This window comes from Microbacterium murale (assembly GCF_030815955.1).
Classification (GTDB): domain Bacteria; phylum Actinomycetota; class Actinomycetes; order Actinomycetales; family Microbacteriaceae; genus Microbacterium; species Microbacterium murale_A.
This window is the reverse complement of sequence record NZ_JAUSXK010000001.1, coordinates 3795478-3821020: the sequence shown is the minus strand read 5'-3', so window position 1 is coordinate 3821020 and position 25543 is coordinate 3795478. Positions and strand designations below refer to the sequence as shown.

Genomic DNA, 25543 nt, shown 5'->3' with positions numbered 1-25543 from the left:
CGCGGGAGGGGGAAAGGACGTTGATCAGCCTAGTACGAGGCGGCACCGCGCGAGATGCCTCGGATCTCACAACGCCGTTACCGTTTTGTGAGCAGAACGTTCGACGCGCGTAACGGGAGCCGCTCGGTCCGCGAAACACCGCGCTCATAGTGTCTGGGGCATCCCCGACGTGCTGGAGGCGCTGTGAACGAGAACACCGAACCGGTGATGCGAGTCGTCGTCGTGGGGGCCGGCATGGTCGCGCACCGCTTCGTCGAGAGCGTGCTGAGCCAGTCTGAAGGGGCGATGCTCATCACCGTGATCGGAGACGAGGACCGGCATCCGTACGACCGCGTCGGACTCACCGGGTACTTCTCCGGATCGACGCCGGGGGAGCTGACCCTCGACCCTGAGGTCTTCGAAGACGAGCGCGTCACGCTGCTCCCCGGCGATCGGGTCGTGCGCATCGATCGGCGCGCACAGACGGTGGTCACGCGATCGAGACACGAGATCGGTTACGACGCGCTGGTTCTCGCCACTGGTTCGTACGCCGCGCGTGTCGCGGTGGACGGTGCGGATCTACCCGGATGCTTCGTCTACCGGACTCTCGACGACGTTCAGGAGCTGCGCCGATTCGTGCAGCACCGCAGCGGTGAGCTCGGCAGACCGCTGCGCGGTGCCGTCATCGGCGGAGGGCTGCTCGGGCTCGAGGCCGCCGGCGCGCTGCAGGGGCTGGACGTCGACTGCACGGTGGTGCAGTCATCCGACCGTCTGATGTCCGCACAGCTGGATCTTGCCGGAGGCGGGATGCTGCGGCGGTTGATCGAGGCGAGGGGGATCGCGGTTCGCACTGAGTCGCGCACGACCCGTCTCGACCCCGACGAGTCCGGTGCCGTCACCGCGCTGGAGTTCCAGGACGGGAGCTTCCATCGCGCCGACGTGGTCATCTTCACGGTCGGAGTGCGCCCACGCGACGAACTCGCCCGGAACGCGCAGCTCGAAGTGCACCCCCGCGGCGGCGTCCTGATCGATGACCGCTGCCGCACGAGCGACCCGGCGATCCTCGCGATCGGCGAGGTCGCGAACTTCGACGGCCGCAGCGTCGGACTGGTGGCCCCGGGCTACGCGATGGCGGAGGTCGCTGCGACTCGACTGCTCGGCGGAGACGCGACCTTCCCCGGCTACGACGAATCCGCCAAGCTCAAGCTCTCCGGAGTCGACGTCGCGAGCTTCGGGGATGCATTCGCGCAGACGCCGAACGCTCTTGATGTCGTATACGCCGACCCCGTCGCCGGCGTGTACAAGAAGCTCGTGCTCTCGGACGATGCCCAGACCCTGCTGGGTGGCATCCTCGTCGGTGACGCGGCCGCATACGGATCACTGCGCCCGCTGGTCGGTGCCCGTCTCGGTGCGGATCCTGTCGCCTACCTCATGCCGGAGGGCGGCGTGGAGGCACCGGGGGGTGCGCTGCCGGATGAGGCTGTGGTGTGCTCCTGCTCGAACGTCACGGCCGGACGGATCCGTCAGGCCGTGCACGAAGAGGGCTGCATGGATGCCGGTGCCGTCAAGGCCTGCACGAAGGCAGGGGCGACCTGCGGATCGTGTGTTCTCATGGTCAAGAAGGTCGTGGGGCAGGAGCTCACGAAGCTCGGCCAGACCGTGTCGAACGCGCTCTGCGAGCACTTCGACATGTCACGCAGGCAGCTCTTCGATGCGGTGCGAGTGTCGGAGCTCAGCACCTTCAGCGCAGTGATCGAGAGGTTCGGGCGCGGCCGGGGTTGCGACATCTGCAAGCCGGCTCTCGCCAGCATCCTCTCGGTCCTGGTGGGCGCGCACGTGCTCGACGGTGAGAACGCGACCCTGCAGGACACCAACGATCACGTGATGGCCAACATGCAGAAGGACGGCACCTATTCGGTCGTTCCGCGGATGCCGGGCGGCGAGGTGACACCCGCGGGTCTCGTCGTGATCGGGCAGGTCGCCGAGGACTTCGGCCTTTATACGAAGCTCACCGGCGGACAGCGCATCGATATGTTCGGCGCGCGCCTGGAGCAGCTGCCGCTGATCTGGCAGCGCCTGGTGGATGCCGGTTTCGAATCAGGACAGGCCTATGGCAAGTCGCTTCGGACGGTGAAGTCGTGCGTGGGCTCGACCTGGTGCCGGTACGGGGTGCTGGACTCGGTGGGCATGGCGGTGCGACTGGAGCTGCGCTACCGAGGGCTCAGGGCTCCGCACAAGCTCAAGATCGGTGTCTCAGGGTGTGCGCGCGAATGCGCGGAGGCACGCGGGAAGGACGTCGGCGTCATCGCCACCGAGACCGGCTGGAACATGTACGTCGGGGGCAACGGCGGCTTCACACCGCGCCACGCCGAACTGCTCGCCTCGGATCTGTCCGACGATGAGCTCATCCAGGCCATCGACCGGTTCTTCATGTACTACATCCGCACTGCCGACCGGCTGCAGCGCACCGCTCCCTGGTGCGAAGAGCTCGAAGGCGGGCTCTTAGGTCTCAAGGAGGTCATCTTCGACGACTCCCTCGGCATCTGCGCCGACCTCGACTCGGCAATGGCCAGGCATGTCGACAACTACGAGGACGAATGGGCGGCGACCCTGCGCGACCCGCAGAAGCTGAAGCGCTTCGAGTCGTTCGTGAACGCGGCGGAGACACCTGACCCCTCACTCGCGTATGTCGCGACCCGTGGCCAGCTCCGGCCTGCCACGGCAGAAGAGCGCGAGGCGGGTGGCGTGATGATCGCCGGAACCACATTGGAGGTGCGTCGATGACGCTTCTGACAGATCGCGCGCGCGCAGGCAGCGCAGTGCGCGTGTGCAGCATCCAGGATCTCGAGGTGGAGCGCGGCCGTGCGGCGCTTCTCGGCACCGACCAGGTCGCGCTCTTCCTGCTGCGTGACGGCAGCGTGCACGCGGTGTCGAACCTCGACCCGTACAGTCGGGCGAATGTGATCTCGCGCGGCATCGTCGGCACCAGGGGCGACGCCCCGACGATCGCATCGCCGATGCACAAGCAGGTGTTCGATCTGCGTACGGGCGAGTGCCTCGAGACCCAGGGGAAGCCGGCTCTGCATCTCGAGGTGTGGCAGGTGCGGACCGTCGGCGATGATCTCTACCTGCTGAGGGATGCCGCGCCACCCTCTGATGGCACGGCCTCTGATGGCACTCCGACGGAAGGTGCTCGGACATGACCACGATGCTCGGACTCGCTCTGACGGGTCGTCGCGTACTGCTCGTCGGTGGCGGCGCTGTCGCGGCCCGCCGTCTTGAGCGGTTCCTGGCCGATGGTGCGCTGGTGCGGATCGTCGCGCCGGAGCTCGCGCCGCAGACGCACGCGCTGATCGTCGCCCACGGCGACGCGGCCGGCCAAGAGTCCGATTCGGTGCACGATGTCGAGTGGGTCCGGCGTCGTTTCGCCCCCGAAGACATCGACGACGTGTGGCTCGTGCACTGCGCCACCGGCGATCTCGGGGTCGATCGTGAGATCGCCGCGCTCTGCGATCAGCAACGGGTGTTCTGCATCAACGCCTCCGACGGCGCCCACGGCAGCGCCCGGATGACGGCTCAGACGACATCCGGTGATGTCGTCGTCGGCGTGTCCAGCGAAGTGGGAGTCGACCCGCGTCGTGCAGCCGGCGTCCGCGACGCCATCGCCGCGATGCTGGAGTCCGGTCGGCTTCCGCTCCGACGACGCCGCGCAGCTCATGCCGGGCGCGTCGACCTCATCGGCGGGGGCCCTGGTCCTGTCGATCTCATGACAGTGCGTGCACGACGTCTGCTCGCCGAAGCCGACGTCGTCATCGCCGATCGTCTGGGACCGACGAACGGAGTGATCGCAGAACTGGACTCCGACGTGCTCGTGATCGACGTGGGCAAGCGTCCGCATGATCACCCGGTGCCGCAGGACGAGATCAACGCACTGCTGGTCGAGCACGCGTCGGCAGGCAAGCGCGTCGTCCGGCTCAAGGGCGGAGACCCGTTCGTGTACGGCCGCGGCGGTGAGGAAGTCATCGCCTGTCAGCTGGCCGGCATCCCTGTCGAGGTGACTCCCGGCGTCTCCAGCGCGATCTCGGTTCCTCAGGCTGCAGGCATCCCTGTCACGCATCGGGGCACGGCATCCGCTCTTCATATCGTGAACGGACAGGGCGATGTCTCCGCCACGACCCTTCAGTCGCTCGCCGACCCCCTGGTGACGACGGCGATGCTGATGGGTGTCGCGGCTCTGCCGAAGGTGGTGCGCGCAGCGCTGGGGCACGGGATCAGCGATGATCTACCGGTCGCGATCGTCGAGAACGGTCATACCCCGCGACAGCGCACGACCCGCAGTACGCTGGGTGAGGTCGTCGCGCATGCGGCCGCCGTCGGCGTGCAGAACCCCGCAGTGATCGTGTTCGGCGAAGTCGCCCGGGCTGGTCTGCTCATGCCGGAGTCCGTTCGACCACGGGAGTCCCATAGGTGAGTTCCCGGAGCATTCTGGAAGCCGCCCTCGCCGGCTGCTCGATCGTCGTCGCCGCCGATCGCCGCGCCGGCGATCTGGCGAGCGCGCTCGAGCGACGAGGGGCTCAGGTCTGCCGTGCACCGGCGCTGAGCATCGTTCCCAACGCCGATGACGAAGAACTCATCCGTCGCACCCGCGAGCTCGTCGAGCGCCCGCCGGACATCGTGGTCGTGACGACGGGTGTCGGCTTCCGCGGATGGATGGACGCCGCTCACGAGCACGATCTCGCCGAGGCGTTGACGGTTGCGCTGAGCGGTTCGCAGTTCGTCGCCAGGGGTCCCAAAGCACATGGTGCCATCCAGCAGGCCGGATTCGTCGCGGACTGGGTCGCGGAGTCCGAGACTGCGGCCGAGGTGGGGGAGTATCTCCTGTCGTCGTCGTTGGCGGGCAAGCGCGTGGCCGTGCAGCACCATGGTGCCGGCTCGGACGGACTTGATGCCCTGCTGTCGGGCGCGGGCGCGGATGTCGTGAGCCTCACGGTGTATCGCTGGGGGCCGCCGGCCGACCCGCAGCTCGTGGAGCGATCGGTTGCCCATGCGGCGAGCGGCGAGGTCGATGCCGTCCTCTTCACGTCAGCGCCGGGAGCTGCGGAGTGGCTCCGGTCGGCGACGCGGCTCGATGCCCTGGACGACATCCGCGACCGCGCCGCATCCGGCCGGTTGCTGCTTGCGGCTGTCGGACCCATCACCGCTGCGCCGCTGCGGGAGCACGGGCTCCATGCGACGATCGCCGATCGAGGTCGGCTCGGCTCGCTCGCGAGGTGCGTGATCGGCTACTTCGGCACGGGGGGAGCCGCGCCCTCGTTGACCACTGCTGCAGGAATCGTGTCGATGCGCAGCGGCGGTGTCGTCATCGACGGCGAGTTCATCGCGCTCTCACGTGCGGGCGCGAGTCTGCTGGGCGCACTGTTCGACGGAGGCGGCCGTGTGCTGTCCAGAGAGGAGATCGCCGTGGCACTGCCTCGCACCGGTCAGAATGCGCACGCCGTCGAGATGGCCGTCGCACGCGTGCGCGAGGCTCTCGGCACGATCGATATCGTCAGGACCGTGGTGAAGAGGGGATACCGACTCGCGGTGGAGGACGCAGCGTGACCACACTCATCGCCTGTTCGCACGGAACGAACGATCGTGCTGGACAGGAAGCCGTTCGCAGACTGATCGATGATGTCCGTGAGCTGCTGCCGGAGGTCAGGGTCGTCGCCGCCGTCGTGGACGTCGAGCAGCCGCAGATCGATGAGGTCATCGCTCAAGAGGCACCAGGGGACGACGTGGTCGTCGTACCGTTGCTGCTCTCGGTCGGCTACCACACCGCTGTCGACATCTCGCGGGCCGTGGAGTCGCACGCGAATGCGCGCCAGGCGGAGCCGCTGGGCACGCACCCTCTCATCGCGGACGTCCTCGTCGATCGTCTTTCCGACGCGATGCCCGATGGCTGGATGCCAGGAGACCATGTCGTGCTCGCGGCTGCGGGCTCGAGCAACCCCGCAGCGCTGGTCGATGTGGAGGCCGTCGCCACCAGGCTGCGCTCGATGGTTCCTGCTCCGGTGACCGTCGGCTATGCATCGGCATCAGTTCCCCGTATCAGGGACGCTGTCGCTCATGCCCGAAGCAACGGCGCAGTGCGCGTCATCGCGGCGAGTCATGTGCTGGCACCAGGCTTCTTCGCCGGTCTCGTCGGCGGGGCAGGGGCCGACATCGTCAGTCTGCCGCTCGCTCCGGACACGCGCATCGCCCGCGTGGTCGTCGATCGGTACCACGCCGCCCGCTGATCATCGACGACACAGCAGAACACCCCGGTGAGCTTCGGTCTCACCGGGGTGTTCTGGGTCGAGCAGGGTGCGGGTGTGGTTGCGCAAGCGCGTCCTGTGCCGCGTGGAGCGTCAGACGATGCCGACCGGTTCCCGCTCTGATGAGGAGCCGGCGGCGGCCCGCTCGGACGAGGAACCGGCGGCGAACACCGGCTGCACGATCGGCCTCGCAGCCGGGTGCGCTGTGGCAGAGGGTGTCGTCCCAACCGCTCGTCTCGCGACAGGCTTGGACTCTCGACTGCGACGGGTCGCGGTGCGCCCGTAGGTGATGAACAGCGGGAGTCCGACGAAGAGCAGACCGCCGACGAGGTTTCCGAACACGGTCGGGATCTCGTTCCAGATCAGGTAATCCATGATCGTGAAGTCTGCGCCGAGGAGCAGACCGGAGGGGAACAGGAACATGTTCACGATCGAGTGTTCGAAGCCCATGTAGAAGAACAGCATGATGGGCAGCCACATGGCGACGATCTTCGCGACGACGTTGTCGGAGACCATCGAGAGCACCACACCGGTGGAGACCATCCAGTTGCAGAGGACCCCGCGGATGAACAGCGTCAGCATGCCGGCGGCACCATGATCGGCGTAGCCGACCGTGCGTCCGTGACCGATCTCACTGATCGCCTGCCCCACGGCGCTCGGTTCTGCGGAGAAGCCGTATGTGAAGTAGATCGCCATCAGGATCGCGACCATGAACGCGCCGCCGAAGTTGCCGACGAACACCAGGCCCCAATTGCGGAACATCGCGCCGACCGTCGCTCCTGGGCGCTTGTCGAGAACTGCCAATGGCGTGAGAGTGAACACACCGGTCAGCAGGTCGAAGCCGAACAGGTAGAGGATGACGAAGCCGACGGGGAACAGCACGGCCCCGAGCAGAGGCTGCCCCGTGTTCGTGGAGACGGTGACGGCGAAGGCGGCCGCCATCGTGAGCAGCGCTGCACCCATGAATGCGCGGATGAGTGTGTCGCGTGCGGACAGCTGCATCTTGTAGGCGCCTGCGTCGACCATTCTGGTGACGAGCTCGGCGGGCTTGACGTAGGACACGGGCAACCTCCACGGACGTACCGGATGAGCACAGTTGCTGAGCTCGGACCCAGCGTGGCTCACCGGCATTTCCGGAAGAGACCTCGATCGTTACGACTCTGAAGCGAACCGCTCACATTCGGCGGTGCGCGTGCGTGAGATGCGGACTATTCGACGGCGGCGTCGTCAGAGAACAAACCGGAGAACGGGTTCTCCACCGGCCCGGGCGTCGACGTCTCGGTCGGCTCAGGCTCGGGGGCGACGACGGCGGCGTGCACCGACTGGCTGGCGATCGCGCCAACGACGAGGAGTCCGCCCACGACGCCGGCGATCAGGTTGTCGCGCGTGCGCCGACGGTTCTGCCGCTCATGCCAAGTCGCGCGGGCCGTGTAAAGCCGGGCGCGCTCTGTCTCGGTGCGCGAGCGCTGTGCGTTCTTCGGTCCGCGACCGGCCATGTTGGTCCTCCTCCGACGCCTCGCCTGGGCGCCGAGAGCGAGCCTATCGTGGAGTGCTTTGTCGAAGTGTCTGTGCATCGCATTAGCCTGGACGGATGACATCCGCACCTCTGCTCTCGGGACAGACACCCCTTGCGGTGCGGATGCGACCCGTTTCGCTCGCCGAGGTGGCCGGGCAGCAGCACCTGCTGCGTGCTGGATCGCCGATCGTCGCGCTGGCCGACCCTGAGGCGACGTCGCCCGGCGCAGTGTGTCGATCATCTTGTGGGGACCGCCCGGCACGGGGAAGACCACGCTCGCGCAGGCGATCGCGCGCTCTTCCGGCCGTCGATTCGTGGAGCTCTCCGCGGTCACCGCGGGGGTGAAGGATGTGCGTGAGGTGATGCAGGAGGCGATCACTCAGCGCGATCTGTACGGTCAGACGACGATTCTGTTCCTGGATGAGATCCACCGTTTCACGAAGGCGCAGCAGGACGCATTGCTTCCCGGTGTCGAGAACGGCTGGGTCATCCTGATCGCCGCGACCACGGAGAACCCCTCGTTCTCGGTCATCTCACCGTTGCTGTCTCGATCGCTGCTCCTCACGCTGCAGTTGCTCACCGATGACGACATCGCGTTGCTGATCGACCGGGCGATCTCGGATGCGCGCGGGTTGAACGACGCCGTCGCGATCGACGATGAGGCGCGCGCCTCACTCGTGCGCCTCGCATCCGGCGACGCGAGACGCGCTCTCACGGGGCTCGAAGCCGCGGCAGCGGTCGCGATGTCCGGAACATCGGACGGCGAAGGGGCAGACGTCAGCACGATCACCGCGGACGACGTGGCTCAGGCCGTCGACCGCGCGCTCCTGCGCTACGACCGACAGGGCGACGAGCACTACGACGTCATCAGCGCATTCATCAAGTCGATTCGCGGGTCGGATGTGGATGCATCGTTGCACTACCTGGCCCGCATGATCGAAGCCGGGGAGGACCCGCGCTTCATCGCGCGGCGCCTGGTGATCTCAGCATCCGAGGACATCGGCCTGGCAGACCCGCAGGGTCTTGTCATCGCTACCGCCGCCGCAGACGCGGTCGCGTTCATCGGCATGCCAGAGGGACGCATCCCTCTCGCCGAGGCGACGGTGTATCTCGCGACCACTGCGAAATCGAATGCGGCCTACAAGGGCATCGATGCGGCTATCGCCGATGTGCGCGCCGGCAGTTTCGGTCGCGTTCCACTGCATCTGCGCGACGCCCACTACGCCGGAGCCAAGCGTCTGGGTCACGGCAAGGGCTACATCTATTCGCACGACAGCGAGCACGGCATCGCGCCGCAGCAGTATCTGCCTGACGAACTCGTCGGACGTCGCTACTACGAGCCCAAACAACTCGGCGCGGAGCGCGATATCTCGGCCAGGCTTGAGCGGATCCGCCGTATCCTCGGCGACCGCTGAGGGGCGCAGCCCGATCTGTTAGACTTGAGCGGCTCGAAACACAGTTTTCGGGCATCCCCTCGTTCACACCCCACCTTCTCGGCGCCCCGGCGTGCGCCCGAAGGCAGAGCGGCGGAGATACGTCCGTGAGGCGTGAAAGACACGTCCACGTCATCGGAAGGAAAACTTCGTGGTCACGAAGTCCCAGGACCGCCGCAAGGTCCGCCTGTCCCGCGCCCTCGGCGTGGCACTCACCCCGAAGGCCGCCCGCTACCTCGAGAAGCGTCCCTACGCTCCCGGCGAGCACGGCCGCACCAAGCGCAAGACCGACAGCGACTACGCCGTCCGTCTGCGCGAGAAGCAGCGTCTGCGCGAGCAGTACGGCATCCGCGAGAAGCAGATGCGCAACACGTTCAACGAGGCCCGCCGCCGCGACGGCCTGACCGGTGAGAACCTGGTCGAGCTGCTCGAGATGCGTCTCGACGCACTCGTCGTGCGTGCAGGCTTCGCCCGCACCACCGCGCAGGCTCGCCAGCTCGTCGTGCACCGCCACATCCTCGTCGATGGTGGTCTCGTCGATCGCCCGTCGTTCCGCGTGAAGCCGGGTCAGCTCATCCACGTCAAGCCCAAGAGCGAGGGCACCGAGCCCTTCCAGGTGGCAGCAGCCGGCGGTCACGCCGAAGTGCTTCCCCCGGTTCCGGGCTACCTCGAGGTCGAGCTCGACAAGCTCCAGGCACGCCTGGTCCGTCGTCCGAAGCGCGCCGAGGTCCCCGTGACCTGTGAAGTGCAGCTCGTCGTCGAGTACTACGCGGCTCGCTGATCCAGCGAAAGATATCTGCAAGAGGCGTCGGGTTCATCCCGACGCCTCTTGTCGTTTCCGCATACGATGGAGAGACCGCGCCTCGCGGCCCAAGGCAAGGATGACGACATGAAGACGTTCCTGTGGTTCCTGATCGGTGTGATCGGCGGGTTCGTCGCCGCCCATTTCATGAACAAGGATCCCCGCGGTCACGACATCCTCGCCGAGGTCGACGCCAGGATCAACGGATTCACCGCGGTGCTCGGCGACGCCTACCGAGCTCAGGAAGCCCGCCTGGTCGAACCAGGCGAGCACTGACCACCAGCGCACGGCATCGCGGTCGTCGCGGTGCTCATCCTCCTCACTCAAGGACAGCCGTACCCCTATGAAAACTGCGGACATCGCGCAGCGTTACCTCAACTACTTCGAGAAGAACGACCACACGATCGTGCCCTCGGCATCGCTCGTGAGCGACGACCCGACGGTGATGTTCACCATCGCCGGGATGGTGCCGTTCATCCCGTACCTGACCGGCGTCGTTCCTGCGCCGTACTCGCGTGCGGCTGACGTTCAGAAGTGCATTCGCACCAACGACATCGAAGAAGTGGGCAAGACGGTTCGTCACGGCACGTTCTTCCAGATGCTCGGCAACTGGTCGTTCGGCGACTACTTCAAGGAGGGGGCGATCACGTACGCGTGGGAGCTCCTGACGACGAGCGAGGCCGACGGAGGACTGGGGTTCGAGGAGAAGGACTTCTGGGTCACGGTCTACGAGACCGATGACGAGGCCGCTGACATCTGGCGCCGCGTGATCGGCCTGCCGGAGGAGCGCATTCAGCGACTCGGACGGGCCGACAATTACTGGCACACCGGTCAGCCCGGCCCTGGCGGCCCTGATTCGGAGATCTTCTTCGACCGCGGTGCGGAGTTCGGCCGAGACGGCGGCCCGGCGGCGGACGACAACCGGTACATGGAGCTGTGGAACCTCGTGTTCATGCAGGAGCTGCTCAGTGATGTGCGCTCCCAGGTCGACTTCGACATCGCCGGCCCTCTGCCGCGGAAGAACATCGATACGGGTATGGGCCTGGAGCGCGTCGCCTTCCTCAAGCAGGGTGTGGCGAACATGTACGAGACGGACCAGGTGCGCCCGGTGCTGGACCGCGCTGTGGAGCTGTCCGGCAAGCGTTACGGCGCCGTGCACGAGGACGACGTCCGCTTCCGCGTGATCGCCGATCATGTCCGGTCCTCGCTCATGCTGCTCTCCGACGGCGTGAAGCCGTCGAACGAGGGCCGCGGGTATGTGCTCCGTCGGCTCATGCGCCGCACCGTCCGCGCCATGCGGCTGCTCGGTGTGGATGCACCGGTGTTCCCCGAGCTGTTCGCGGCCTCTCGCGATGCCATGAAGACGGCCTATCCGGTTCTCGAGACGGATTGGGACCGGTTGTCCCTCTCAGCGATCGCCGAGGAGGAGACCTTCCTGCGCACGCTCGCTCAGGGATCGACGATCCTCGACCTCGCACTCGCTGACACGAAGAAGGCCGGCAAGCAGACTCTCGCGGGACCCGAGGCGTTCCTACTGCACGACACGTATGGCTTCCCGATCGACCTCACACTCGAGATCGCCGAAGAAACAGGGCTCAACGTCGATCGCGCGGCTTTCGACAGCCTCATGCAGGAGCAGCGGACGCGTGCGAAAGCCGATGCGAAGAGCCGGAAGCGTCAACTCGCCGATGTCTCGGTGTATCGCGAATTCCGAGCCCTCGGCGAGACCGGCTTCGCGGGCTACACCGATCTTGACATCGAGTCCCGCGTCCTCGGCATCCTCGTCGATGGTCAGCCTGTGGCATCCGCGGGCGAGGGCCAGGTCGCCGAGGTCATCCTCGCCGAGACGACCCTGTACGCGGAGTCCGGTGGTCAGGTCGCTGACAAGGGCACGATCGTGGGCGCCGGATTCGAACTCGACGTGCTCGATGTGCAGAAGCCGGTAGCCGGCCTCATCAGTCACACGGTGCAGGTCGCCAGCGGCAGCGTCGCTCTCGACGATCGCGCGACGACGCTCGTCGATGCCGCGAACCGCCGTGCCGCACGTCAGGCGCATTCCGCCACGCATCTGGTCCACGCCGCCCTTCGGGACACGCTCGGTCCGACCGCGACGCAATCGGGGTCGCTCAACCGTGCGGGCTACATGCGCTTCGACTTCTCGTGGTCGCAGGCGCTGTCGGCTGACGCGCGCACCGAGATCGAGGAGATCACCAATCGGGCCGTGCAGGAGGCTCTCGAGGTGACGACGCGCATCGTGTCGCTCGATGAGGCCAAGGAAGCCGGCGCGATGGCATTGTTCGGCGAGAAGTACGGCAACGTCGTGCGGATGGTCGACATCGGCGGTCCGTGGTCGCGGGAACTCTGTGCGGGAACGCACGTGAGCACCAGCGCCGAGGTCGGACTGGTCAGCGTCGTCGGTGAATCATCCGTCGGCGCCTCCAACCGCCGCATCGAAGCGCTGGTCGGTCAGGATGCGTTCCGCGAGCTGGCGGCCGAGCGTGCAATCGTCTCGCAGCTCACGACCGCGCTGAAGACGCCCCGCGAGCAGTTGCCGGAGCGGATCGCTGAGATCGCGGCGAACCTCAAGACCGCCGAGAAGCGGATCGCGCAGTTCGAGGCGAAGCAGCGCGAGGGCCAGGTGCCCTCGATCGCCGAGTCCGCCGAGCGCGTCGGTGCGTACCGGGTCGCCGCGGTGTCCCTCGGCGACGTCGCTTCTGCGGATGATGTACGAGGACTGGCGCTCAGCGTGCGTGAGCGGCTCGGCTCCGATGCCGCGGTCGTCGCTCTCGGTGGCATCGCCGCCGGTCGGCCGATCGTCGTCGTCACCACGAACGATGCGGCACGCGCGGCGGGTGCGAAGGCCGGTGCCCTCGCGAAGCGAGCGGCCGGGGTACTCGGCGGCGGTGGCGGCGGGCGCGACGACGTCGCTCAGGGCGGTGGCACGGATGCCTCGGCACTGGGCGCAGCGCTCGAGGCCGTGACGCAGGAGCTGCGCGGCGCGTGAGCGGATTCCGCCGCGGTGTGCGGCTCGGCATCGATGTCGGTAAGGCGAGAGTGGGCGTCGCCCGCTGCGACCCCGACGGCATGCTCGCCGTGCCGGTGGAGACGGTGCCGCGCTCGGACACGTCGCTGACCCGTATCGCTGAGATCGCGGCGGAGTACGATCCGCTGGAATTCATCGTGGGGCTCCCGGTCAACATGCGAGGGGAAGACACCCCTTCCACGGCCGACGCTCGAGACTTCGCGGCCGCTCTGCAACGACTCACAGCCGTGCCCGTGCGCTTGATGGATGAGCGACTCAGCACCGTCACAGCGCATGCGGCGCTGCGATCTTCTGGCAGAACTCAGCGAAACTCTCGTAGCATTGTCGATCAGGTCGCGGCAGTGGTGCTTCTGCAGCACGCGATCGACACGGAGAAGAGTACCGGCAACCCGGCCGGGTCCGTGGTTCCAAAGGACGAGGAGCCCACTTGAGCATGCCCGAACGTGAGAGTCCAGAGCGCGGCTCGAACTCGCTCTCCGACGACCTGTTCTCCAAGCTCCCTGCCCCGTCGCATCAGGTGCCGAGCGTGGAGTCGACACCACCGGCTCCTGGCTCCCGTCGAGCGCTGCGTGAAGCCAGTCGGTCTGAAGCAGCACCCTCCGACGTGGCCGCCGAGCCCGCAGACGCCTCGACGAATGACGCGCCTGTCGACGTGCCCGCAGAAGCAGCCCCCGCTTCTGCGGGCACGTCGTCGCCGGCATCTCTCGACGATCTGTTCGCAGCAGAACACGACGACACGCACGGTGCGCCGCGCAAGAAGAAGCGACGTACCGGCTGTCTCGTCGCCCTCATCATCGTTCTCGCTCTGATCGGCGGGGCTGTGGCCGGTGGTGCGTGGGCGATGAACACGTATGGCGACAAGATCAACGAGATCATGGGATGGGGAGAGCCTGACGACTGGGAGCCCGGAATCGCGTCCGGCGAGGCGCTCGTCACCATCCACGAGGGCGATACCGGTTCACCGGTCTCCACCGCGCTGTACGAGGCGGGCGTGACCAGGACGGAAGATGTCTTCTACGACTACCTCGTCAAGGAGAACATCGCGGTCACCTTTTATCCCGGCGTGTACAAGCTGCAGAACAAGATGACCGCTGAAGCTGCCCTGGCCGCGCTGAACGATGACGCGAACAAATTGGAGAACTCCGTCGGGATATCCGAAGGCGGGACCCTCGAATCATCGCTCCCCGTGATCACGGAGAGCATCGGCATTCCGCTGGAGGATCTGCAGGCGGCTGTCGCCGATCCCAGCGCGTACGGGGTAGCGGCCGAAAGCCTCGAAGGATGGCTGTTCCCGGCGGTGTACACCTTCGATCCCGAAGCGACCGCAACTCAGGTCATCCAGCGGATGGTCGACCGCACCCGTGAATCCTTGACCGCAGCGGGAGTGCCGGCCGGCGACGAGCAGAGGATCCTGACGATCGCGTCGATCATCCAGCGAGAGGGACGCACCGACGACTTCGCGAAGGTGTCGCGCGTCATTCAGAACCGTCTGGATGACGGGATGATGCTGCAGATGGATTCGACCGCGCAGTACGGCTACGGCGAGCTTCATGCCGGTGTGGTGAGCACCTCCACTGAGGCTCAGAACGACGACAACCCGTGGAACACCTACGTCCACACCGGACTGCCCGTAGGGCCGATCGCGAACCCGAACGACGCCGCGATCGAGGCCGCGATGCACCCTGTCGACGGACCGTGGTTCTACTTCGTCACCGTCAATCTTCAGACCGGTGAGACGGTCTTCTCCACGACCTACGAAGAGCACCAGGCTGCGATCAAGACCTGGCAAGAGTGGTGCCGCGCGAATCCCGACCAGGGATGCTGACGGAATGAGCGTCAGTCGTCTCGCGGTGTGGGGCGATCCGATCGCTCACAGCAAGTCGCCGGCCCTGCACTCTGCCGCGATTCGCGTTCTCGGACTGGATTGGGAGTACGGGCGTCGACAGGTGGATGCCGGCGGCTTCAATGCTGCTTTCCACGATCTGGACGATTCATGGCGCGGACTCTCCCTCACGATGCCGCTGAAGGAGCAGGCATTCCGTGCAGCCGTCCGACGCGACCGTCATGCTGAGCTGACCGGTGCGGTGAACACACTGCTCCTCGGCGAGACGCCGCTCGGTTTCAACACCGATGTCGGCGGCATCGTCGACGCATTCGCCGAACACGGCGTCCGCAGCGCCGAGCGTGCGCGGATCCTCGGAGCCGGTGCGACCGCGTCGTCGGCTCTGGTCGCCGTCGCGGAGATGGGTGCACAGCGGATCGACGTCCGCGCGCGGCGCCCGGAGCGCGCCGAAGCGCTGCGCGTGCTGGGGGAGCAGCTCGGCGTGGAAGTCACCGTGGACGGATTCGCTGCAGGCGCCGCGCCGGTGGACGTCACGGTCGCCACGCTTCCCGGCGGTGCCGTGCTCGAGGACTCCGCCGCTTTCGCGGCAGCCGGTGGCAGCCTGTTGGACGTCGCGTACGCCCCGTGGCCATCCGCGCTGGCAGCAGCGTGGCCGGGCGACGAGGTCACCCCAGGACATTCGATGCTGCTGCACCAGGCACTGCGGCAGGTGCGCGTGTTCGTTCACGGGAGCCCGCTTCATGAACTCGGCGACGAGGCGACGGTTCTCGCCGCCATGCGCACGGCTCTGGAGGTTCCGTCGCTGTCTTGATCCGCCGTCCATGACACGCGGCGAAAACAAGGTCGGCGCTCATGGGAGACTGGAGCAATGCTCCGCGTGCTCACGGCCGGCGAATCGCACGGCCCCGAACTCATTGCCGTCATGGAAGGGCTGCCGTCCGGCGTCCCGATCTCGTCAGAGGCGATCCAGAAGGATCTCGCCCGCCGCAAGCTCGGCTATGGTCGCGGATCGCGCATGAAGTTCGAGCAGGACGAGCTCACGATCTCCGGTGGCGTGCGCCATGGGAAGTCCCTCGGCAGCCCGGTCGCGTTGCGCATCGGCAACACCGAATGGCCGAAGTGGGTCGAGGTCATGAATCCCGAGCCGGTGGAGATCACCGACAGATCACGCGGCCGTTCGGCGCCGTTGACCCGTCCTCGTCCTGGGCACGCCGACCTCGTCGGCATGCAGAAGTACGATTTCGACGAGGCGCGACCGATCCTCGAGCGGGCAAGCGCTCGCGAGACGGCGGCACGCGTCGCGCTCGGTGCGGTCGCACGCTCGTTCCTGGGTGAGCTCGGCATCCGTCTCGTCAGCCACACGCTCTCCATCGGCCCGGTACGAGTGCCCGACGGTGCGGCGCTGCCGACGCCTGACGATGTCGACGCGCTCGATGCCGATCCGCTGCGGTGCTTCGACGCCGGCACGTCTGCCGCGATGGTCACCGAAGTCGACGAGGCGCGCAAGGATGGCGACACACTCGGCGGCATCGTCGAGGTGCTCGCTTACGGGCTTCCACCAGGACTCGGCTCGCACGTGCACTGGGACCGCCGCCTGGACGCGCGCCTCGCTCAGGCGCTCATGAGCATCCAGGCGATCAAGGGCGTCGAGGTGGGTGACGGCTTCGAGACGACACGACGTCGAGGTTCTGCCGCACACGATGAGCTCTTCTCCGCCGACGCGGGCATCACCCGCGGCTCCGACCGCGCCGGCGGCACGGAGGGCGGCATGTCCACCGGTACTGTGCTCCGCGTACGCGCAGGGATGAAGCCGATCGCGACCGTGCCGCACTCGCTGCGCACGATCGACGTCGCTACCGGCGACGCCGCGACCGCCCACCACCAGCGCTCCGATGTGTGTGCAGTTCCGGCGGCGGGCGTGGTCGCCGAGGCCATGGTCGCCGTCGAGCTCGCGAATGCCGTGCTGGAGAAGTTCGGCGGTGACAGCGTCCGTGAGACGGCCCGCAACCTGCAGGGCTATCTCGACGCGATCCCGGCCGAGCTGCGCACCGCGCCCGCCTCGGAGGCAGCGCTGATCGCCCACGATGAGCACGCCTGAGCAGCTGACCGTCGTGCTCGTCGGTCCGATGGGCGCGGGCAAGACCAGCGTCGGTCGGCAGGTGGCCAAGCGTCTCGGTGTCGGATTCATCGACACGGACAAGCGGATCGCTGCCGAGCACGGCCCGATTCCGGACCTTTTCGAGAAATACGGTGAGTCGCACTTCCGTGCGCTCGAGCAGTCTGCGGTCGAGGCGGCACTCAGACAAGGGGGAGTGATCTCGCTCGGGGGCGGTGCGGTCAGCTCGTCGGCGACACGCGAGCTGCTGCGCCAGCATCCGGTCGTCTTCCTCGCCGTGACGCAGGATGCTGTCGCCGATCGGATTCGCACCGGCGGTCGTCCGCTCCTGGCCGGAGACGACGACCCGCTGGAGCGCTGGAACCAGATCTACGAGCAGCGCCGCGCCTGGTACGAAGAGGTAGCGGATGCGATATTCGATACGTCACGCCGGCCGATGCAACGCATCGCCGATGAGATCGCAGCATGGAGGAGAGAACAGGCATGAGCACGACCACGATCAGCGTGACAGGGCAGGCGTCGTACGACATCACGGTCGGACGCGGCATCCTCGACCAGGTGTCGGCCGCACTCGATCCCGCGGTGCGGAAGATCCTGGTGGTGCACCCGCCCACTCTCGCCGCACGCGCTGCCGAACTGCGCGACCGCCTGCTCGCCGACGCTGCTGAGGGACCCCGCGAGGTGCTGCTCGCCGAGGTGCCCGACGCCGAGCAGGGAAAACGCATCGAGGTCGCGGCCTTCTGCTGGCAGATCATGGGGCAGTCCGACTTCACGCGCACCGATGCCGTCGTGGGATACGGCGGCGGCGCTGTGACCGACCTCGCCGGCTTCGTCGCGGCGACCTGGTTGCGCGGTGTGCAGGTCGTGCAGGTGCCGACCACCGTGCTCGGCCTCGTCGATGCTTCGGTCGGAGGCAAGACGGGTGTGAACACTGCGGAGGGCAAGAACCTCGTCGGTGCATTCTGGGCGCCCCGCGCCGTGATCGGCGACCTCGACGAGCTGGCCAGCCTCAGCACGCATGAGGCCACTGCAGGCTTCGCCGAGGTCGTGAAGGCCGGTTTCATCTGGGCACCCGAGATCCTCGACATCATCGAGGCAGATCCTGCACGTGCCGTCGATACGACGACCGATGAGTTCCGCCGCACGATCGAACTCGCGATCGATATGAAGGCGCGAGTCGTGTCCGAGGACTTCCGCGAAGCCGGCCAGCGCGAGATCCTCAACTACGGTCACACGCTCGGGCACGCCATCGAGCATGCCGAGCGCTATCGGTGGCGTCACGGCGCGGCGATCTCTGTCGGGATGCTGTTCGCCGCCGAGATCTCGCGACTCGCAGGGCGTCTGTCCGATGAGTCCGCCGACCGCCATCGCACTGTGCTCGAGTCTCTCGGTCTGCCGACCAGCTACCGGGCCGGCGCGTGGCCGCAACTGCTCGCCACCATGCAGCGCGACAAGAAGAGCCGGGGCGGGATGCTGCGCTTCATCGTGCTGGACGACATCGCCAAGCCGACCGTTCTGCAGGCTCCGGACGAATCGCTGCTGTTCGCCGCCTATCAGGAGGTCGGCGCATGATCTTCACCGTGCGGCGTGTTCGTGCGGACGAATGGGAGCAGGTTCGTGACCTGCGACTCGATGCGGTCCGGGACCAGGCGGCAGCGATCGCGTTCTTGCACTCCTACGAAGAGGAATCGGCGCACGACGACGAGTTCTGGCAGCAGCGCACCGAAGGCGCAGCCTCCGGCGATGCCGTCGCACAGTTCATCGCGGAAGCCGACGGCGAATGGAACGGCACTCTTTCGGTGCTGCGACGTGTCGCTGGTTCGACCGACCACCACGGGCGCACCGTCACCGCGCCTCGCGGCGACGTCGTCGGCGTCTATGTCCGCCCTGAGCACCGCGGAGTCGGAATGATCGACGCGCTGTTCGACACGGCAGCGCAGTGGGCCGACTCGTTGGGCGACTCCCGGCTCACGCTCGATGTCCATGCGGACAATGCCCGTGCACAGGCCGCGTATCGGCGTATCGGATTCGTCGACACCGGCGTGCGGTTCACCGCATCGATCGGCCCGGAGCTCGAGATGACGCGTCCGATCGGCGGGGGAGCACGATGAACGCCGAGACCCCCCGCCGACGCATCCTGCTCGTCAACGGACCGAACCTCAATCTCCTCGGCACCCGCCAGCCGGAGATCTACGGCAAGGCGACGCTCTCCGATGTCGAGAGGATCACGACGGAGGCCGCTGCGGCGGCCGGCTACGAGGTGCGCAGCGTCCAGAGCAATCACGAAGGCGCCCTGATCGATGCGATCCACGCCGCCCGTGCGGACTGCTCCGGCATCGTGATCAATCCGGGTGGACTCACTCACACCTCCGTCGCACTGCGTGACGCGCTCACCGGAGTGTCCATCCCGTTCGCCGAGGTGCACATCTCAGACGTGCATGCGCGAGAGGAGTTCCGACACTTCTCGTACCTCGAAGACGTCGCGGCAGTGCGTGTGATCGGCGAGGGCGTGGACGGGTACGCGAATGCCGTTCGTCAGCTCACCGCTCTCATCCCGTAGAATCGACTGTCGGCCGCTCCCATCGAACCCGAAACGGCGAGCCGGCCCCATCAACGGAAACGGAACTCTCAGCGCATGGCATCCACTGCAGACATCAAGAACGGCGTCGTCCTCAGCATCGACGGACAGCTCTGGAACGTCATCGAGTTCCAGCACGTCAAGCCCGGCAAGGGCGGCGCATTCGTTCGCACCAAGCTGAAGAACGTCGTCTCAGGCAAGACCGTGGACCGCACCTACAACGCCGGAGCGAAGATCGAGATCGAGAACGTCGATCGCCGCGACTTCACGTACCTCTACGCGGATGGCGATGGATTCGTGTTCATGGACACGACCGACTACGACCAGATCACTGTGGGAGGTGCCACCGTCGGCGATGCTAAGAACTTCCTGCTCGAGAACCAGCAGGTGACGATCGCGCTGAACAACGGCAACCCGCTGTACATCGACCTCCCCGCATCCGTCACCCTCGAAGTGACCTACACCGAGCCCGGCCTGCAGGGCGACCGCTCATCGGCCGGCACCAAGCCCGCGACCGTCGAGACCGGGTACGAGATGCAGGTACCGCTGTTCATCGAGGCCGGCACGAAGATCAAGGTCGACACCCGCACAGGTGACTACCTCGGTCGCGAGAAGTAAGGCGTGGGCTCCCGGACGAAGGCGCGCAAGCGCGCACTCGACATCCTCTTCTCCTCGGATGTCCGCGGGGACGATCTTTCCGTCACCCTCGCCGCAGAAGCAAGGCGCGCCGCCAGCGAACCCGCTCGTGAGGCCTCCTGGCTCTACGCTCGCGAGATCGTCGACGGGATCGTCGATCACCGCGATGAGATCGACGAGCACATCGTGACGCACAGTCGCGATTGGAAGCTCGATCGGATGCCGGCCGTGGACCGTGCTCTGCTGCGGATCGGAGTGTGGGAGATCCTGCACAACGACGAGGTGCCGACCGCGGTCGCCATCGACGAGGCCGTCGAACTCGCCAAGGAGTTCTCGACAGACGATTCCGGCGCATTCGTGCACGGCGTGCTCGCCAGGGTGGCCCGCGCCAGCTGACGTGCGGGCACGCTGCACTGGTTGCGCACCGAGTGCGCTGATCAAGTGTCTGTGCTCGCTGAGAGGATGTCGGCATGCCAGCGCCGTACATCGATCCCGCTGACATACGTGCTCTCACCGACGAAGGCGGGTACCAGCGGGGCGTGTCGTATCAGCGATCCGGCATGGTCACACGCACATCGTGGGACGACGCCGAGCACATGCTCACCTCGGTGGTCGCCGGCTCCGGCGACCACTCCTACCGCTGCACCGTTCGATTCTCCGCCGCGGGCATCACCGCCACCGTCGCGTCGACATCCTGCAGCTGTCCGGTTCCACAGGTGTGCAAGCACGTCGTCGCGACCCTCCTGGTCAACAATGACGATGCAGTTCTGACGAAGGCTGTCGTGCCCGCCCGCCCGTCACCACCGGCGTGGCGGACCCTCGTGCCGTCCACGGCCGCGGATGCCCCCACTGCGATCGCGCTGGGTGTCGAGCTGCGGCAGCGGGCTGACAGCGGAGTGCACCACTGGTCACCGCGACCGGTGCGCCCCGTCACGCCGCGCGACCTCGCCAAGGGAACGGGCGAACTGATTCTGGGCATCCGCCCGCTGATGCGCAGCGTCGCAACAGGTGCGTGGATCCAGGGCGATGTGTCCTGGGACTCGGTGCGCCGTTCGGCAGGTCTGTTCGGTCGTGAGCGCGTGCGCTGGTTCGCCGATCTGCTGAGTCTGTCGCGCGACTCTCTGCTCTCCGGCACCGCAGGGGACTGGCTCTCGATGGATCTGATCGAGTCCTCGCTGCTGTGGGGGCATCTGCGTCACGGCGCGGCTCTCGGCATCCCGCTGATCTCGACTCAGAAGAGCACTGTCGTCGCGCTCGGCGACACGGCGTCGGTGTCCGCCGAGTTCGCCAGGGCCGACGACGGCGGGCTCGACATCACCGCCGAGATCATCGTCGACGGGCGCGTGGTCCCGACAACCGGCGTGCGCCCCATCGGGCACTCGGGGGTCTATGTCGCCGAATCGCTCGGCAGCCGCATCGCACTGACACTGGCCGAAGCCGAACTCAGCGACTCCGTGTACGCGCTTCTCAAGGCGCAGGGGCCTATCGTCGTCTCCAAGACGGACGAGGCGGCGTTCCTGCGAGAGGTATATCCAGCACTCGCGAGACGCGCGCCGATCCGCACGGTCGGCGCGGTGAAGCTGCCAGTGGTCCCCTTGCCGCAGCCGACGCTGGTCGTCACGTTCCGCACCGGCGACACGATCGATTACGCCTTCGAATGGACATACAAGGGCTACGGACGGTTCCCGCTCTCCTCGACATCGGATGCCGTGCGCGACGACGCTGCCGAATTGGAGCGTCAGGGCACCATCGAACAGCTCTGGCAGCAGCTCTCCGACTCCGTCTTCGCGGCAACAGGCACCCTTCATGACGTCGATGCTGCGGAGTTCGTCGCCCACGTCGTGCCGGCATTCCAGGAGCAGGGAGTGAGCGTCGTCGAGAACGGCACTCGCAAGGACTATCAGGAGTTGACCGGCACCCCGGAGATCACCGTGTCGACGGTGGAGAGCACCGACGCGGACTGGTTCGACCTCGGAGTCCTCGTGAAGATCGACGGGCGGTCGATCCCGTTCACGCCGCTGTTCAAGGCGATGTCGAAAGGACGACGCAAGCTCCTGCTGGTCGACGGCAGCTATCTGTCGCTGAACCACCCGGCGCTCGATCGCCTCCGCGAGCTCATCGACGAGGCCTCCGAGCTGCAGGAGTGGGAGACCGGACCGCGCATCAGTCGCTATCAGACTGATCTCTGGGAAGAGTTCGAGGACCTCGCAGACGAAGCGCTGCCTGCTGTGAGCTGGCGCGCGACGGCCGAGGGGCTGCGCCAGGCGACAGGTGTTCCTACGACGCCGGTTCCCCGCGGACTCGACGGCGAACTGCGCCCGTATCAGAAGGCAGGGTTCGACTGGCTGGCCTTCCTCTGGGCCCACCGTCTGGGCGGCATCCTCGCCGACGACATGGGGCTCGGAAAGACCATCCAGCTGCTGTCGCTCGTGCTGCACGCCAAAGAAGCGGGGGAGGAGCGGCCATTCCTCGTCGTCGCACCGACCTCGGTGCTCGGTTCCTGGCAGAGCGAAGCCGCCCGCTTCGCGCCGAACCTGCGCGTGCGCGTGATCGACAGCAGCAGTGTCAAGCGCGATGCGATGAAGGATGCCGCGCAGAACGCGGACATCGTCATCACTTCGTATACGCTGGTGCGCCTCGACGAGAAGGAGTTCGCCGAGACCCGGTGGGCCGGACTCATCCTCGACGAAGCGCAGTTCGTGAAGAATCCCAAGACGAAGCAGCACCGCGCCGTCGCCGCGCTCAACGCCGACGTCGTATACGCCGTGAGCGGCACGCCGATGGAGAACAGCCTCACCGACCTGTGGGCGCTGTTGAAGCTCGCGGCCCCCGGCCTGTTCGCGTCCGCCAGGAAATTCGGCGAGGACTACGTGCAGCCGATCGAGAAGGGCAAGGTTCCGGAGAACGAAGAGGGCGGCGAGTACCGGCAGCGAAGGCTGCAGCGGCTGCGCCGCCGCATCCGTCCGCTCATGCTGCGTCGCACGAAGCAACTCGTCGCCGCCGACCTGCCGGAGAAGCAGGAACAGCACCTGCACGTCGAACTCAGCCCCGCGCATCGTGTGCTGTACGACACCGTGCTGCAGCGTGAACGGCAGAAGGTCCTTGGACTGCTGGAAGACCTCGATCGCAACCGCTTCATCGTGTTCCGTTCGCTCACGATGCTGCGACTGCTGAGTCTGTCGCCAGGGCTCGTCGACCCGGCCGACGCGAAGATCGGTTCGCGCAAGCTGGATGCTCTGCTCGAACACGTGCAGGAACTGCAGGCGGAGGGCCACCGTGCGCTGGTCTTCAGCCAGTTCACGTCGTATCTGCAGGAGGCGGCGGCCCGGCTCGATAAGGCCGGCATCGACTATGCGTACCTCGACGGCTCGACTAGGCACCGACCACAGGTGATCGACGGGTTCAGGGCCGGCGAGCAGCCCGTGTTCCTGATCAGTCTGAAGGCAGGCGGATTCGGTCTGACTCTCACCGAGGCCGACTACGTGTTCCTGCTGGATCCGTGGTGGAATCCGGCGGCTGAGGCTCAGGCCGTCGACCGGACGCACCGCATCGGACAGCAGAACCCCGTCATGGTGTACCGGATGATCTCGTCCGGCACGATCGAGGAGAAGGTGCTCGCTCTGCAGGAGCGCAAGGCGCGCCTGTTCACCGCAGTGATGGATGACGAGGAGATGTTCGCCCAGTCGCTCACGGCCGACGACATCCGGGGCCTGTTCGAGTCCTGACACCCCATGCGGCCGTCTGTTACACGAATGTCACGAGCCCCTCACCGGTCCCGACTGCGCGGGTGATGCAGAAGTGATCCGTCGGAAACGAATCCCGCGCTCACCCGAAACACCGCGCTCATATGGTCGATGCCGTACCGTCCGGAAGTTTCGGACCCGCGCGTCTCAGGGAGCCAGCCGTGGTCATTTCGTCCGTATCACCAGCACAGGACCAGCACGCACGTTCGATTGCACTCACCCGTCGACCGGGGCGGTGGATCGACGGCTTCGACCCCGAGAACACCGAATTCTGGAAGGGCGAGGGACGCCCGATCGCACGGCGCAACCTCGGCTGGTCGATCTACGCGGAATTCCTCGGTTTCATCGTCTGGCAGCTGTGGAGCGTCGTGGTCGTGCTGCTTCCCGCGGCAGGCTTCACCTTCACCAGCGCTGAGACGTTCTGGCTGTTGTCCGTGCCGAGCCTCGTCGGAGCGACGCTGCGCTTCCCCTACACGTTCATGGTGCCGCGCTTCGGCGGACGCAACTGGACGATCGTCTCCGCTCTGCTGCTGCTGATCCCGGCGTCGCTGCTCGCGATCTCGGTGGGCAACCCGGACACGCCGTTCTGGATGATGCTGATCATCGCCGGCCTCGCAGGTTTCGGCGGCGGCAACTTCGCCAGCTCCATGGCGAACATCACGTACTTCTTCCCTCAGCGGGAGAAGGGGTGGGCACTCGGACTCAACGCAGCGGGTGGGAACCTGGGGACCTCGGTCGCGCAGTTCTTCGTACCGATCGTGGTCTCGATCGTCGCCGGCATCGGTCTCGGTCTGCCGATCGCCGGTTGGATGTGGGTGCCCTTCATCCTGCTGGCCGCCTGGGGCGCCTGGCGGTACATGGACAACCTGTCCTCGGCGAAGGCCGATTTCGCAGGATCCGCAGCAGCGTTGCGGGAACCTCACCTGTGGCTGCTCGCACTGCTGTATGTGGGCACCTTCGGATCGTTCATCGGATTCTCGAGTGTGTTCCCCAAGCTGATCGTGGATGAGTTCCCCGAGTTCGGCTCCCTGCACGTCGGCACCGCCGTGGTGTCCCTGGCATTCCTCGGCGCCCTCGTCGGTTCCCTGTTCCGACCGTTGGGCGGGCGTCTGGCCGACCGCTTCGGTGGCGCACGGGTGACGATCGCAGCCTTCGCGGTCATGGCGGTCGGCGCCTTCAGCATCCTCGGGGTGCTCGCGCTCGGCCAGTTCTGGCTGTTCCTCGCCTGCTTCCTGCTGCTCTTCGCCGCAACGGGAGTCGGGAACGGCTCCACGTACCGGATGATCCCCATCGTGTTCTCCGCGAGGGCCGTCGCGCGTCGGGAGGGCGACGGCGCCATGGTGGCGCGTCGTGCCGCAGCCGCGCTCGGGCTCATCTCCGGGCTCGGAGCTTACGGCGGATTCGTGGTTCCACAGGTGCTGAACGCGTCACAGCTCGCATCCGGCGGCTACCAGGCGGCGTTCATCGGCTTCGGTGTCGCGTACCTCGTCCTCCTCGTGATCACGGTGCTCGCGTATGCCGTGCCCCGCGCTTCTCTCGACGGACGGCGGATCTGAAG

General features: G+C 66.7%; 22 protein-coding genes and 1 pseudogene. 21 read left to right on the top strand and 2 right to left on the bottom strand.

Annotated features, from left to right (window positions below; genetic code table 11):
• Positions 1-207 precede the first annotated feature (207 nt).
• Genes nirB through QFZ46_RS18445 form a run of 5 tightly spaced genes read left to right on the top strand, consistent with a single transcriptional unit; the run spans position 208 to position 6257 of the window.
• Positions 208-2763 carry a nitrite reductase large subunit NirB gene (nirB, locus tag QFZ46_RS18465; protein WP_307364675.1) on the top strand — a complete coding sequence of 852 codons (2556 nt, stop codon included), beginning with the start codon at positions 208-210 and terminating at the stop codon, positions 2761-2763.
• Entirely contained in the window at positions 2760-3182 is a 423-nt protein-coding gene (nirD, locus tag QFZ46_RS18460; RefSeq protein WP_307363852.1) for a nitrite reductase small subunit NirD, read from the top strand. The genes nirB and nirD overlap by 4 nt, the downstream gene beginning before the upstream one ends.
• The gene (gene cobA, locus QFZ46_RS18455) at positions 3179-4450 is read left to right on the top strand and encodes a uroporphyrinogen-III C-methyltransferase (protein ID WP_307363850.1); all 1272 of its coding nucleotides are present in this window, start codon (positions 3179-3181) and stop codon (positions 4448-4450) included. Before nirD ends, cobA begins: the two co-directional genes overlap by 4 nt.
• Positions 4447-5580 (top strand): uroporphyrinogen-III synthase, encoded by a 1134-nt coding sequence (locus QFZ46_RS18450; protein WP_307363848.1) that lies wholly within the window; start codon positions 4447-4449, stop codon positions 5578-5580. The genes cobA and QFZ46_RS18450 overlap by 4 nt, the downstream gene beginning before the upstream one ends.
• Positions 5577-6257 (top strand): sirohydrochlorin chelatase, encoded by a 681-nt coding sequence (locus QFZ46_RS18445; protein ID WP_307363846.1) that lies wholly within the window; start codon positions 5577-5579, stop codon positions 6255-6257. Before QFZ46_RS18450 ends, QFZ46_RS18445 begins: the two co-directional genes overlap by 4 nt.
• 111 nt (positions 6258-6368) lie before the next feature.
• Here QFZ46_RS18445 and QFZ46_RS18440 read toward each other — a convergent pair whose 3' ends face one another.
• Together QFZ46_RS18440 and QFZ46_RS18435 are read right to left on the bottom strand one after the other, a co-directional pair.
• On the bottom strand, positions 6369-7337 hold the full coding sequence (locus QFZ46_RS18440; protein ID WP_307363844.1) for a formate/nitrite transporter family protein: 969 nt from the start codon (positions 7335-7337) through the stop codon (positions 6369-6371).
• 146 nt (positions 7338-7483) lie between these two features.
• Complete coding sequence (locus tag QFZ46_RS18435; protein WP_307363842.1) at positions 7484-7771, bottom strand: hypothetical protein; 288 nt, start codon at positions 7769-7771, stop codon at positions 7484-7486.
• Positions 7772-7866: 95 nt separating this feature from the next.
• Here QFZ46_RS18435 and QFZ46_RS18430 point away from each other — a divergent pair.
• From QFZ46_RS18430 to QFZ46_RS18355, 16 genes and pseudogenes are all read left to right on the top strand, one after another.
• Positions 7867-9206 (top strand): annotated as a pseudogene (locus QFZ46_RS18430) (replication-associated recombination protein A).
• A gap of 169 nt (positions 9207-9375) precedes the next feature.
• On the top strand, positions 9376-10005 hold the full coding sequence (gene rpsD, locus QFZ46_RS18425; RefSeq protein WP_307363840.1) for a 30S ribosomal protein S4: 630 nt from the start codon (positions 9376-9378) through the stop codon (positions 10003-10005).
• Positions 10006-10113: 108 nt separating this feature from the next.
• Positions 10114-10302, top strand: a complete 189-nt coding sequence (locus tag QFZ46_RS18420; RefSeq protein WP_307363838.1) for a hypothetical protein — start codon at positions 10114-10116, stop codon at positions 10300-10302.
• 67 nt (positions 10303-10369) lie between these two features.
• Positions 10370-13030 carry an alanine--tRNA ligase gene (gene alaS / locus QFZ46_RS18415; RefSeq protein ID WP_307363836.1) on the top strand — a complete coding sequence of 887 codons (2661 nt, stop codon included), beginning with the start codon at positions 10370-10372 and terminating at the stop codon, positions 13028-13030.
• The gene (gene ruvX, locus QFZ46_RS18410) at positions 13027-13500 is read left to right on the top strand and encodes a Holliday junction resolvase RuvX (protein WP_307363834.1); all 474 of its coding nucleotides are present in this window, start codon (positions 13027-13029) and stop codon (positions 13498-13500) included. Before alaS ends, ruvX begins: the two co-directional genes overlap by 4 nt.
• 2 nt (positions 13501-13502) lie before the next feature.
• A complete protein-coding gene (mltG, locus tag QFZ46_RS18405; protein ID WP_307364672.1) occupies positions 13503-14894 on the top strand; it encodes an endolytic transglycosylase MltG in 1392 nt (463 codons plus the stop codon).
• A 4-nt stretch (positions 14895-14898) separates the two neighbouring features.
• Entirely contained in the window at positions 14899-15723 is an 825-nt protein-coding gene (locus tag QFZ46_RS18400; RefSeq protein ID WP_307363832.1) for a shikimate dehydrogenase family protein, read from the top strand.
• A 57-nt stretch (positions 15724-15780) separates the two neighbouring features.
• Positions 15781-17010 (top strand): chorismate synthase, encoded by a 1230-nt coding sequence (gene aroC / locus QFZ46_RS18395; RefSeq protein WP_307363830.1) that lies wholly within the window; start codon positions 15781-15783, stop codon positions 17008-17010.
• Entirely contained in the window at positions 16997-17515 is a 519-nt protein-coding gene (locus QFZ46_RS18390) for a shikimate kinase (protein WP_307363828.1), read from the top strand. The genes aroC and QFZ46_RS18390 overlap by 14 nt, the downstream gene beginning before the upstream one ends.
• Positions 17512-18600 carry a 3-dehydroquinate synthase gene (gene aroB / locus QFZ46_RS18385; RefSeq protein ID WP_307363826.1) on the top strand — a complete coding sequence of 363 codons (1089 nt, stop codon included), beginning with the start codon at positions 17512-17514 and terminating at the stop codon, positions 18598-18600. The genes QFZ46_RS18390 and aroB overlap by 4 nt, the downstream gene beginning before the upstream one ends.
• Complete coding sequence (locus tag QFZ46_RS18380; protein WP_307363824.1) at positions 18597-19139, top strand: GNAT family N-acetyltransferase; 543 nt, start codon at positions 18597-18599, stop codon at positions 19137-19139. The genes aroB and QFZ46_RS18380 overlap by 4 nt, the downstream gene beginning before the upstream one ends.
• Positions 19136-19588, top strand: coding sequence for a type II 3-dehydroquinate dehydratase (aroQ, locus tag QFZ46_RS18375; protein ID WP_307363822.1), 453 nt, complete (start codon positions 19136-19138; stop codon positions 19586-19588). Before QFZ46_RS18380 ends, aroQ begins: the two co-directional genes overlap by 4 nt.
• Before the next feature lie 75 nt (positions 19589-19663).
• A complete protein-coding gene (efp, locus tag QFZ46_RS18370) occupies positions 19664-20224 on the top strand; it encodes an elongation factor P (protein WP_307363819.1) in 561 nt (186 codons plus the stop codon).
• Between the two features lie 3 nt (positions 20225-20227).
• Positions 20228-20638: a transcription antitermination factor NusB gene (gene nusB, locus QFZ46_RS18365; RefSeq protein ID WP_307363816.1), complete on the top strand. Its 411-nt coding sequence runs from the start codon at positions 20228-20230 to the stop codon at positions 20636-20638.
• Positions 20639-20712: 74 nt separating this feature from the next.
• Positions 20713-23967 carry a DEAD/DEAH box helicase gene (locus QFZ46_RS18360; protein ID WP_307363814.1) on the top strand — a complete coding sequence of 1085 codons (3255 nt, stop codon included), beginning with the start codon at positions 20713-20715 and terminating at the stop codon, positions 23965-23967.
• Positions 23968-24089: 122 nt separating this feature from the next.
• Positions 24090-25541, top strand: coding sequence for an MFS transporter (locus QFZ46_RS18355; RefSeq protein ID WP_373457659.1), 1452 nt, complete (start codon positions 24090-24092; stop codon positions 25539-25541).
• Positions 25542-25543: the final 2 nt, after the last annotated feature.